Genomic DNA, 11,530 nt, shown 5'->3' with positions numbered 1-11,530 from the left:
AATGACGACCCCTTCGACGCCCTCGGACGACACCCCCCTGCGAGAGACCGCCAGCCGTCTGTGGCGCTTCATGAAGCCGCACCGCTGGGGGCTGATGCTGTCGGTGCTGGCCTTCGTGCTGGTCGCGACGACCGAACCGATGATCCCGAAACTGCTGGGCTATGCGCTCGGCGAGGGCTTCAACGCCAAGCCGGCCACCACGTCGGTGATCGGCCTGCCGGGGGCTGCGCCGGCAGCGTCGGTGGTATCGGCGGTGCCAGCGGCCCCGGCCATGTCGGTCGCGCCGGCGGCCTCCACCACCGCATCCGCCGCGCCTTCGATGGCCTCGGTCAACCTGGACTACAGCTTCCCGATCTGGATGGTGCCGATCGTGCTGATCGGCCTGTTCGCCGTTCGCGGCCTGTTCACCTTCTGCGGCCAGTACATGCTGAACTGGACCATCTCGCGCACGGTGATGGACATCCGCACCGCGCTGCTGCAAGTCCTGCTGCGCGCCGACGCGCGGGTCTACACGAGCCTGCAGCCCGCCACCGCCGTGACCAAGGTCGTCAACGACCCGCAGCATGTCGTGACGCTGATCGCCGGTTCGCTGGTGACGATCCTGCGCGACGGCCTGCCGGCGCTCGCGCTGATGGGCTACCTGTTCGTCCTGAACTGGAAGCTGACGCTGCTGTCGCTGATCACGGTGCCGGGACTGGCCTTCGTCGTCCGCAAGGTCAACAAGCGGGTCCGGCGCATGGGCACCTGGGCCTACGACGCGCAACTGCGCCTGGTCTCGGTGATCGAGGACGTCACGCGCGCCTGGCGGGTCGTGCGCAGCTTCGACGCCGCCGACTACGAGACGCGCCGCTTCGCCGAGCGCGCCCGGGAGGTGCAGCGCAGCATGTTGAAGACGGCGGCCTCCAACGCGATGGCGCAGCCGCTGTCGCAGCTGATGGCCAGCGTCGGCATCTCCATCATCGTCAGCCTGGCGCTCTACCAGTCGCGGGTGAACGGCACCGGCGTGGGCGAGTTCGCCTCCTTCGTCGCGGCGCTGCTGTTCATGAGCTCGCGGCTGCGCCACCTGAGCGACGTGATGCAGCCCATCACCAATGCGCTCGTGGTCGCGCGCGGCTGCATCGGGCTGCTGGACACGCCGGCCGAGCCCGACACCGGCACGCGCGAGCTCACCGACGTGCGCGGCGACATCGCGCTGCAGCAGGTCACGCTGCGTTATCCCGGCGCGAACCGCGACGCGCTCGCCGCGCTGAACCTGCACATCCCGGCGGGCAAGACGACGGCGCTCGTGGGCAGCTCGGGCGCGGGCAAGAGCTCGGTGGTCAACCTGCTGCTTGGCTTCGAGCGTCCGGACAGCGGCAGCATCCTGCTGGACGGTGTCGCCATCGATGAACTGACCAAGGCCAACCTGCGGCGCCAGTTCGCCGTCGTGTCCCAGGACATCGTGCTGTTCGACGCCTCGGTGGCCGACAACATCGCCTACGGCCAGGAACGCGACGAGGCGAAGCTGGAGCAGGCGCTGCGTGCCGCGGCGCTGTGGGACTTCGCGCAGGCGCTGCCTGAGGGGCTGGACACGACGGTCGGCGCCAACGGCAGCAAGTTGTCAGGCGGCCAACGCCAGCGCCTGGCGATCGCGCGTGCGCTGTACAAGGATGCGCCGGTGTGGATCTTCGACGAGGCGACCTCGGCGCTGGACACCGAGAGCGAGCGTGCCGTGCAGCAGGCACTGGAGCAATGGCAGGGCCGCAAGACGCTGATCGTGATTGCGCACCGCCTGTCGACGATCCGCCGCGCCGACTGCATCCAGGTCATGGCGGATGGTCAGGTCGTCGAATCCGGCGATCACGACGCGCTGATGGCCAGAGACGGCGTCTACGCCAGCATGGTGAAAGTCCAGCACTGACCCTGAGCCCTACTCGGTCCGAGCCATCGGAAGCCGGCCCCGGGGGATGCGACCTGCGGTTAAGCCCCGCCAGCGTGGGAGCAGACCCCGGGGCCGGCTTCCGATGGCGAGCGAAGGTAGCGCAGGGAGGCTTGTCAGCCCTGACACAAAGACGATAAGCCCCCGACAAGGCCGGTCGGTCCAATGCGGAGCATCCCGTTCAGGAGTTCCGCCATGCAGCCGCCTCGCCACGATGCTCACGAATCCAGCCACGACCACGATCGAGGCCTGACGCACGACCTCGCCGTGCTGCAGCAGCGCCGCCGTGCGCTGGGGCTGTTCGCTGGCGTTGTGGGTCTCGGCGGCCTGACCTTGCTGGGTTGCGGCGGCGGGGGCTCCGACGCCGGGACCAGCACCGTGAGTTCGGGCTCGGGATCCACGGGTACCACGGGCACCACGGGCACGACCGGCAGCTGTTCGGTCATCCCCGAGGAGACCGCAGGCCCCTACCCAGGCGACGGCTCCAACAGCAACGGCAGCGGGACCGCCAACGCGCTCGCGCTGAGCGGCATCGTGCGCAGCGACATCCGCACCAGCATCGGTACCGCGAGCGGCACCGCCGGCGGCGTGCCGCTGACCCTCACGCTGAAGCTGGTGAACGCCAACAGCAGCTGCGCCGACCTGTCGGGCTACGCGATCTACCTCTGGCACTGCGACCGCGAGGGCCGCTACTCCCTCTACAGCGCCAGCGTCGTCAACGAGAACTACCTGCGCGGCGTGCAGGGCACCGGCAGCGACGGCACGGTCAGCTTCACCACGATCTTCCCCGGCTGCTACGACGGCCGCATGCCCCACATGCACTTCGAGGTCTACCGCAACGCCGGCGCCGCGACCTCCTACGCCAACAAGATCAAGACCTCGCAGATCGCGTTCCCGACGGCGGTCTGCACGACGGTCTACAGCACCGCCTCGGAATACGGCAGCAGCCTGACGAATTTCAACCGCATCAGTTTCGCCTCCGACAACGTCTTCAGCGACGGCTACGCGACGCAACTGGCCACGCTCACCGGCGACGTCGCGAGCGGGTATGCCGCGACGCTGACCGTCGGCATCGCCGCCTGAACTGCCCCATGCCGCGCCATATCCCTTCCCCGCGCTCGGACGGCTCTCCCGGCTTGCACGGCGCCAACAGCCAGGACCGCGGTGTATCGTCCATGGCAGGGCTGGGCATGCCGCCGAGCCCGGCGGTGGAGAGTTGCATGACGCGGTGTCTGGTGGTCGACGACGATGCGGAGATCCGCAGGTCGCTCGAGGAGTATCTGCAGAAGTTCAGCGTCGCGGTGAGCGCCGCCGGCGACGGCCGCGAAATGCGCCGGCAGATGGCGACGCAGGTCTTCGACGTCGTCGTGCTGGACCTGATGCTGCCCGACGAGAACGGCCTCACCCTGTGCCAGTGGATCCAGCAGCACCACCCCTCGGTGCCGGTGATCATGCTGACGGCGCACGGCGATCCGATCAGCCGCGTGCTCGGCCTGGAGATGGGCGCGGACGACTACCTGTCCAAGCCCTTCGAACCCCGCGAGCTGGTGGCCCGCATCCATGCCATCCGGCGTCGCGCGCGTCGCGGCGAGAACGAGGCGCAGACGCGCCGCGAGTTCCGTTTCGAAGGCTGGGCCTTCGACCGCCTGCTGCGCCAGCTGGTGTCGCCGCGGCAGGTGGTGGTGCCGCTGTCGAGCGCGGAGTTCCGCATGCTGAGCGCGCTGGTCGAGCGCCCGGGACGCGTGCTCAGCCGCGAGCAGCTGATCGAGCTCACACGCGCGCCTGGCGTCGAGGTCAACGATCGCAGCGTGGACCTGACGATCTCGCGGCTGCGGCAGAAGCTGGGCGACTCGTCCAAGGAGCCGCGCCTGATCCGCACGATGCGCGGCGAAGGTTATCTCTTCGACGCCCAGGTGCAGGCTTGAGCGCCCGCAATCCCAGGACGGACGGCGGGGCGGGTGGCCTGACGCATCGCGTGAAGCGTCAGGTCGTCGCGATGCGCGACCGCTTGGCGCGGACCTTCGGCGACACGCTGGCGCGGCGGATCTTCCTGCTGCTGTGGGTCACGCTGGTGGCCGCGCAGGCGCTGGCGATCGGCGTCGTGACCTGGTCGCGCGGCGACACCTACGTCATGCGCATGCACGGCGCACCGTCGCTGCCGCCGATGCCGGGACTCGTGCGCGGACCGCAGTTCCAACCGCAAGGAGGTCCGGGGCCAGGGCCGGGACCACAGGACATGGGCGCCGAAGCCGGGCTGCGCGATGATCCTCCGCTTCCGGGCGACGTCCCGATGCCGCCGCGCGACGGTTTCCGCGGCTTTCCGCCGTCCTCGCAGATCTCGGAACAGCCGGGCCAGCCGGGCCAGCCCGGACAGCCCGGCGCGCAAGGATCGCCGTGGCCCCAGGGCCAAGGCCCGCAGCCGCCGTGGCGCGGGCCCTTCCGCGCACTGACCGCGTGGGAATTGACGCTCGACTACGGCATCCGCCTGCTCGTCACCGGCCTGGCGGCGTGGATCGCCTCACGCTGGTTGTCGAGCCCGATGCGCGACCTGGTGCGCGCCTCGCAGGCCCTGGGTCAGTCGCTGCACAAGCAGGACCGGCTGCCGCTGCTCGACGAGCAGCGCGGCACGCTGGAAGTCCGCGAGAGCGCCCAGGTCTTCAACGCGATGGCGCGCCAGTTGCGGCGGCAGTTCAACGAGCGCGGGCTGATGGTGGCGGCGATCTCGCACGACCTGCGCACGCCGCTGACGCGCTTGCGCATGCGGCTGGAAACGCTGGACATCGAGGACGTCCAGCGTCAGCGCTCCGTCGAGGACATCCGCGAGATGAATGCGCTGGTGGACGCGGTGATGGAGCTGTTCCGCGGCGACGGACCGGGCGCGGCCGAGCCGCTCGTCGACGTCGATCTCGGGGCGCTGGCGCAGGCATTGACGGACGACCTGATCGAGCAGGCCATGCCGGTGCGCTTCGAGGACGGCGGCGAGGCGGTGCTGGCCCAGGGCCAGCCGATGGCGCTGCGGCGCGTGCTGGGCAACCTGGTGGGCAACGCGGTGCGCTACGGCGGCAGCGCCGAAGTCCGGGTCGGCCGCGACGCGCAGGGCGTCTGGCTGCGCGTGACCGATCCGGGTCCCGGCATTCCGGAGGACAAGCTGGAAGCGGTCTTCGAACCGTTCTTCCGCCTGGAGGATTCCCGCAACCGCCACACCGGCGGCGCGGGACTGGGCCTCTACATCGCGCGGGAGCTGACGCTGCGGCAGCGCGGATCGCTGACGCTGTCGAATCGCCCGGAAGGGGGCCTCCTGGCGGAGCTCCGGCTGATTCCCGCCTGAGGGCGTCCCGAGAGCATCCGCACGCGCCGGGAGGTGCATGCGCGCAGGTCCAGGCCCGCGGCGGGCGCGTCTGCCCGATCGAGCGCCTCTCAGGCTCGCGAGGACGCCACCAGCCGGGGCGGGCCGGGCGGATTCGGCGGCACCTGCAGCGCGAAGCCGCCGGCGCGCTTGCGCATCGCGGCGGGGTCCATCTGCGGCGCCTGCGCCGGCCAGTCGAAGAACTTCTGGATCTCCACGCGACGGGCCAGCGTGTCCGACATGCCCAGCGTGATCAGCTCGTTGGTGTACTCGGGCTCGAAGAGCAGGTAGCTGACCAGCGCCGAGCCGCTGGCGGTGGCGCCCTCCCCCGACACGCCGACGCTGCGCAGCAGCGCGCGGATCGGCGGCGGCAGCGAGCCCTGGTGCTCGGCGGCGAGGCTGTCGAGCGGCCGGCTCGGTGCGATCACCAGCGCCTCGATCGGCTTGAGCGGCGTGTTGCGCAGCGCCTCTTCCGGCAGCAGCGCGAGCGTGCTGTTGATGCGCTTGAGGCGCTCGATGTCGACCGCCAGCGCGTCCAGGAAGATGTTGGACAGCGCGTGCCCGGCGATCTGCGCCAGGCTGGGATGGCCGGTGGGCGCCGGGCCGTGCTGGCCCTCGCCGCCGGCCTCGTGCATGCGGCCCGCGCCGATCACGAGGACCTTCTCCGCGCCCAGGTGCACGGCGGGCGAGATCGGTGCGGTCTGGCGCATCGAGCCGTCGCCGAACCATTCGACCTCGCCGCCGAGGTCCAGCGGCTCGGCCGGGAAGATGAAGGGGATCGCGGACGAGGCGACGAGGTGCTCGATCGAGAGCCGCGGGATGCGGGTGGCGATGCGTTGCGTGCGGACCCAGGGATCGCGCTGCAGATGCGTCTGATAGAAGGTGACGTGGTGCCCGGAGGTGTAGCTGGAGCCGGTCACCGCGAGCGCGTCGATGTAGCCCTTGGCGAGCATCTCGTCGAGGCGGTCGAACTTGATCCACTGGCTGAGCAGGCCGCGCAACGGGGTGTTGTTGAGCAGGCTGCGCGGGCGGGTGCGGCGCCAGCGGTTGAGCGCCCACCCGAGCGACAGCATGCTGAGCCATTTCGCGCCGGAGCGGATGACGCCGAAGGAATCGGCCGCGTAGACCTGGTTGACGTGGATGTTCTGCCAGATGTACATCAGGCCGTCGACGGCGGAGCAGAAGTCGTCGGCCTGGCAGGCGAGCGTGGCGGCGTTGATGGCGCCGGCCGAGGTGCCGGAGATCACCTGGAAGGGGTTGTCGCCGGTGGTGCAGGCGTCGCGGCGCAACTGCGCGATGGCGGCCAGCACGCCGACCTGATAGGCCGCGCGTGCGCCTCCTCCGGTGAGGATCAGGCCGGTCCGGGGCTTGGCATCCTGCATGGAGGCAGCTTACGCCTGACACCCCCGGCGTGGGGTGGGGGAAGCACCCGCCAAATGGGGGATGGTGGCGTTTCCGGGCAACGAAGCCGGGCGTCTGCCTGCTCAGGCGGCGCCGGGGACGTGACGCGAGCGCCGCGGCGTTTCTCACCCCCCCGCGTCGTACACGATCTCCGCCGGCTTGAGCTGCTCCAGCGCCTCGTCGCTGGGCCAGAACTTGCCCGCGCCGCCCAGGCCCAGTTCCGCCGTCGCGCCGTCGCGCCTGATCGGGATGCGCAACTCCAGCCCCTGGCTGAGCACGCCCTGCTCCGTCTCCACGCGCTTGGCCGGCCAGCTCCGGACCAGCTCCAGCACGGTCGCCGCCGGCAGGTTGGGCGCCGTGCGCAGGTAGCGCCCGAAACGCGCCCGCGCCGCCGCCAGGCCGAACACCTGCTGCACGTTCATCCGCAGCCCGCCCGAGAAGCGGTCGTTCTGCACCTTGCCCACGGCGATGATCAGCTCGTCCTCCGCCAGCAGCTCCTTGTTGGCGTTGAGCATCTCCTCGTTGGCCACCGCCTCGATCGCATGGGTCTTGTCGTCGATCTTGAAGATCGCCACCCGGCCGCGCGAGCCGTTGATCACCCGCATGTCCGACACGATGCCCGCCACCGTCGTCGGCTCGCGGCTGTCCTGGAGATCGACGATCCGGCGCTTCACCATCCGGCGCAGCTCCGTCTCCGCCTGGTCGAACAGGTGGCCCGACAGGTAGAAGCCGATCGCCGTCTTCTCCAGGCTCAGGCGTTCCTTGATGCCCCATTCGGGCACCTCGACGAAGTCCGGCTCCGCCGTCGACGAGCCGTGCCCGCCGTCGAAGTCGAACAGCCCGCCCTGGTTGACGTTCTGCGCCAGGTTGTCCGCGTAGGTGTAGCCCAGCGAGACGCTCGCCAGCAGCCGCGCGCGGCTCGGGTGCAGCCGGTCGAAGGCGCCGGCCTTGATCAGCGCCTCGACGACGCGCTTGTTGACCGCCTTGCGGTCCACGCGCGCGCAGAAGTCGAAGAAGCTCGTGAACGGTCCGCCCTCGGTGCGCGCGCGCACGATCGCCTCGATCGCGCCAGCGCCCGTGCCCTTGATCGCGCCCAGGCTGTAGTTGATCTTGCGCGCACGCGGCGTGGTACCGGCCTTGCCTTCCTTGGCCACCGTCCTGGACGTGCCCTCGTCCGCGGCCATCGGCTCGAAACGACCGACGCCGAGGTTGATGTTGGGCGGCTCGAACTCGATGCCGAACAGCTTGGCATCGTTCATCAGCACCTTGAGCTTGTCGGTGTCGTCCGATTCGATGGTCATGTTCGCGGCGAAGAACTCCGCCGTGAAATGCACCTTCAGCCAGCCCGTGTGATACGCCAGGAGCGAGTACGCGGCCGCGTGCGACTTGTTGAAGCCGTAGCCCGCGAACTTCTCCATCAGGTCGAAGACCTCGTCGGCCTTGTTCTGATCGATGCCCTTCTCGGCCGCGCCCTTCCGGAACAGGTCGCGGTGCATGGCCATCTCTTCGGCCTTCTTCTTGCCCATCGCGCGGCGCAGCATGTCCGCGCCGCCGAGCGAGTAGCCGCCCAGCACCTGCGCGGTCTGCATCACCTGCTCCTGGTAGACCATGATCCCGTAGGTCTCGGACAGCACCGGTTCCACCAGCGGATGCGGGTACTCGACCACCTCCTTGCCATGCTTGCGCGCGACGAAGCTGGGGATCAGGTCCATCGGCCCCGGCCGGTACAACGCGTTCAGCGCGATCAGGTCTTCCAGGCGCGACGGTTTCGCGTCCTTCAGCATGCGCTGCATGCCGCTCGATTCGAACTGGAACACCGACTCCGTCAGGCCGTCGGAGAACAGCTTGTAGGTCCGCTTGTCGTCCAGCGGGATGGTCTCGAAGGCGAAGTCCTTGTGCTCGGGATACCGGGCGACGATGAAGTCCTTGGCCAGCTCGAGGATGGTCAGCGTCGCCAGGCCCAGGAAGTCGAACTTCACCAGGCCGATGGCCTCGACGTCGTCCTTGTCGTACTGGCTGACCGCCGAGGTCGAGCCCGGCTGCTGGTACTGCGGGCAGAAGTCGGTGATCTTGCCCGGCGCGATCAGCACGCCGCCGGCGTGCATGCCGATCGAGCGCACCGTGCCCTCCACGCGCGCCGCCATCTCCAGCAGGCCGGCGACTTCCTCGTCCTGCGCCTCGCGTTCCTCGATCTCGGGCGACTCGTGACGGGCGTAGACCATCTTGGCCTTGTCCGGATCGAAACCCGGCGGCAGCTTGGCCAGCGTCACCGTCTTGCCCGGCGGCGCGGGCACCAGCTTGGCGATCGAGTCGACATGGCCGAAGCCCATGCCCAGCACGCGGCCGATGTCGCGCAGCGCGCCCTTGGCCGCCATCGTGCCGAAGGTCGCGATCTGGCTCACCGCCGGGCGGCCGTACTTGTCCTTCACATACTCGATGACGCGGTCGCGGTTGCCCTGGCAGAAGTCGATGTCGAAGTCGGGCATCGAGACCCGTTCCGGGTTCAGGAAGCGTTCGAACAGCAGGTTGTACTGCAGCGGGTCCAGGTCGGTGATCAGCAGCACGTAGGCGACCAGCGAGCCCGCGCCCGAGCCCCGTCCCGGGCCCACCGGGCAGCCGTTGTTCTTCGCCCAGCGGATGAAGTCGCCCACGATGAGGAAGTAGCCGGGGAAGCCCATCTTGATGATGGTCTCGAGCTCGAACTCCAGCCGGTCCACGTAGCGCTGGCGCACCGCCTCGCGCTTGGCGGGATCGGGATACAGCAGCTGCAGCCGGTCCTCCAGGCCCTCGTGCGAGAGCATGCGGAAGTACTGCTCCATCGGCATCGGCGTGCCGTCGGCCTGGATCGGGGTCGGGAAGTTCGGCAGCTGCGGCTTGCCCAGCACCAGCGTCAGGCTGCAGCGCTTCGCGATCTCCACCGTGTTGGCGATGGCGCTGGGGATGTCGGCGAACAGCGCCTCCATCTCGGCCTGGCTCTTGAAATGCTGGCTGGGCAGGAAGCGTTTGACCCGCTTCGGATTGGACAGCGTCTCGCCGTCGGCCACGCACACGCGTGCCTCGTGCGCCTCGAAGTCGTCCTCCTCCAGGAACTGGATCGGGTGTGTCGCCACCACCGGCAGACCCGCCCTCGCGGCCAGCGGCACCAGCTGGCGCAGCAGCGCTTCCTGGCCCGGCAGGCCGGCGCGTTGCAACTCGATGTAGAAGCGGTTCGGGTAGATCGCGGCGAGGCGTTTCGCCACGTCCAGCGCGCGCGCTTCGTCGCCCGCGATCAGCGCCTGGCCGATCGGACCGAACTGCATGCCGCCCAGGCAGATCAGGCCGGCGTTGAGCTCCTGCATCCACTCCAGCTTCAGCAGCGCCTGGTTGCGCTGCACGTTCTGGATCCAGGCGCGCGACAGCAGTTCGCTCAGGTTCAGGTAGCCCTGGATGTCCTGCACCAGCAGCAGCACGCGCGAGGGCGGACGGTCGGCCGCTTCCGGCTCCAGCCAGGCCTCCACGCCCAGGATGGGCTTCACGCCCTTTTTGCGGCAGGCGTTGTAGAACTTCACCCCGCCGAACAGGTTCGCGAGGTCGGTCAGGGCCAGGGCGACCTGGCCGTCCTTGGCGGCCGCCGCGGCGGCGTCGTCGATGCGCAGCGTGCCGTCGACGACGGAGAACTCGGTGTGGGTGCGGAGGTGAACGAAAGCCATCGGCCGATTGTAAGAAGGCTATGCTCGCCCCCCATCGAACACTCTCGCGGAGCGCCCGGATGACGATGGACAAGACGACGATGCAGGCCTTGCCCCTGATGGCCGCCCTGGCGCTGTGCGTGCCGCTGCTGTCCCACGCGGCCGAGCCCGCGGAGAACGGGGCCAAGGCCGCCAAGGCCGCCGCCGCACGGGCAGCACCAGCCGCATCGGCTGCATCTGCCGCATCGGCTGCATCTGCCAGGAAGCCCGCCCCGCCGCCGCGCAGCAGCGCCGACATCCTCGCCACCGCGCCGGCGGCCGTCTGGCGCGACGTCGATCCGGACAACCTGCTGGTGATGGCGCTGCCGCAGGGTCAGGTCTTCATCGAACTGGCGCCGCGCTTCGCGCCGGCGCATGTCGACAACATCCGCGCGCTGGCCCGCGGCGGCTACTACGACGGGCTGGCGATCGTCCGCGTCCAGGACAACTTCGTCACCCAATGGGGCGACCCCAATGCGGACGACGAGGACACGGGCCTCAAGGGCAAGGGCAAGCCCTTCCCCGCCGGCGCGAAATCCCATCTTCCGGCGGAGTTCTCCATCCCCCTGAAGGGCGTGCCGATGACGGTGCTGCCGGACGTCGAGGGCTGGGCGCCGCGCGCCGGCCAGGTGGACGGATTCCCGGCCGCCGCCGACCCGAAGACCGGCCAGGCCTGGCTGGCGCATTGCTACGGCACGGTCGGTGCCGGTCGCGGCAACGCGAAGGATTCCAGCACGGGGGCGGAGCTGTATGCCGTGATCGGCCATGCGCCGCGCGGGCTGGACCTCAACATCACGGTCGTCGGGCGCGTGCTCAAGGGCATGGAGTTCCTGTCGGCGCTGCCGCGCGGCGGCGCGGCGATGGGCTTCTACGACAAGCCTGAACAGCGGCTGGGCATCGAGCGCGTGTCGCTGGCTTCGGCGCTGCCGGCCGAGCAGCGCCCCGCGCTGCAGGTGCTGCGCACCGACACGCCGACGTGGAGCGAGCTGCTGAACGCGCGCCGCCACCGCGGCGGCTGGTTCGTCCACAGCCCGGGCTACACGGACCTGTGCAGCGCCGCCGTGCCGGTGCGCATCAAGCCGGTGCCCGCGCCGGACGTGAAGCTCAGCGAGCCCCAGTCCCCAGAAGCCAGACGATGAGAACCTACAATCTTCCGTT

General features: G+C 69.6%; 7 protein-coding genes. 5 read left to right on the top strand and 2 right to left on the bottom strand.

Annotated features, from left to right (window positions below; all coding sequences use genetic code 11):
* Position 1: 1 nt before the first annotated feature.
* The 4 genes from AC07O8_RS17330 (at position 2) to AC07O8_RS17315 (ending at position 5,246) form a co-directional block, all read left to right on the top strand.
* A complete protein-coding gene (locus AC07O8_RS17330) occupies positions 2 to 1,900 on the top strand; it encodes an ATP-binding cassette domain-containing protein (protein ID WP_495049224.1) in 1,899 nt (632 codons plus the stop codon).
* Between the two features lie 213 nt (positions 1,901 to 2,113).
* A complete protein-coding gene (locus tag AC07O8_RS17325) occupies positions 2,114 to 3,001 on the top strand; it encodes a dioxygenase family protein (RefSeq protein ID WP_495049223.1) in 888 nt (295 codons plus the stop codon).
* Between the two features lie 137 nt (positions 3,002 to 3,138).
* Positions 3,139 to 3,843: a response regulator transcription factor gene (locus AC07O8_RS17320; RefSeq protein ID WP_495049222.1), complete on the top strand. Its 705-nt coding sequence runs from the start codon at positions 3,139 to 3,141 to the stop codon at positions 3,841 to 3,843.
* Positions 3,840 to 5,246 carry an ATP-binding protein gene (locus AC07O8_RS17315; RefSeq protein WP_495049221.1) on the top strand — a complete coding sequence of 469 codons (1,407 nt, stop codon included), beginning with the start codon at positions 3,840 to 3,842 and terminating at the stop codon, positions 5,244 to 5,246. The genes AC07O8_RS17320 and AC07O8_RS17315 overlap by 4 nt, the downstream gene beginning before the upstream one ends.
* 89 nt (positions 5,247 to 5,335) lie before the next feature.
* Here the strand turns inward: AC07O8_RS17315 and AC07O8_RS17310 are convergent, their stop codons facing one another.
* Positions 5,336 to 6,646 carry a patatin-like phospholipase family protein gene (locus tag AC07O8_RS17310; protein ID WP_495049220.1) on the bottom strand — a complete coding sequence of 437 codons (1,311 nt, stop codon included), beginning with the start codon at positions 6,644 to 6,646 and terminating at the stop codon, positions 5,336 to 5,338.
* 144 nt (positions 6,647 to 6,790) lie between these two features.
* Positions 6,791 to 10,354 carry a DNA polymerase III subunit alpha gene (gene dnaE, locus AC07O8_RS17305; RefSeq protein ID WP_495049219.1) on the bottom strand — a complete coding sequence of 1,188 codons (3,564 nt, stop codon included), beginning with the start codon at positions 10,352 to 10,354 and terminating at the stop codon, positions 6,791 to 6,793.
* A 59-nt stretch (positions 10,355 to 10,413) separates the two neighbouring features.
* Between dnaE and AC07O8_RS17300 the strand changes: the two genes are divergently transcribed.
* Positions 10,414 to 11,511: a peptidylprolyl isomerase gene (locus tag AC07O8_RS17300; RefSeq protein WP_495049218.1), complete on the top strand. Its 1,098-nt coding sequence runs from the start codon at positions 10,414 to 10,416 to the stop codon at positions 11,509 to 11,511.
* Positions 11,512 to 11,530: the final 19 nt, after the last annotated feature.

Source organism: Roseateles sp. GW821-FHT09G09 (assembly GCF_059415965.1).
The sequence above is the reverse complement of the archived record's forward strand: the minus strand, read 5'-3'. Positions and strand labels throughout refer to the sequence as shown.

Excerpts from the sequence above, each read along its gene's own strand:
- AC07O8_RS17330 (WP_495049224.1), top strand. The coding sequence starts at position 2 with ATGACGACCCCTTCGACGCCCTCGGACGACACCCCCCTGCGAGAGACC.
- AC07O8_RS17325 (WP_495049223.1), top strand. The coding sequence starts at position 2,114 with ATGCAGCCGCCTCGCCACGATGCTCACGAATCCAGCCACGACCACGAT.
- AC07O8_RS17320 (WP_495049222.1), top strand. The coding sequence starts at position 3,139 with ATGACGCGGTGTCTGGTGGTCGACGACGATGCGGAGATCCGCAGGTCG.
- AC07O8_RS17310 (WP_495049220.1), bottom strand. The coding sequence starts at position 6,646 with ATGCAGGATGCCAAGCCCCGGACCGGCCTGATCCTCACCGGAGGAGGC.
- dnaE (WP_495049219.1), bottom strand. The coding sequence starts at position 10,354 with ATGGCTTTCGTTCACCTCCGCACCCACACCGAGTTCTCCGTCGTCGAC.
- AC07O8_RS17300 (WP_495049218.1), top strand. The coding sequence starts at position 10,414 with ATGACGATGGACAAGACGACGATGCAGGCCTTGCCCCTGATGGCCGCC.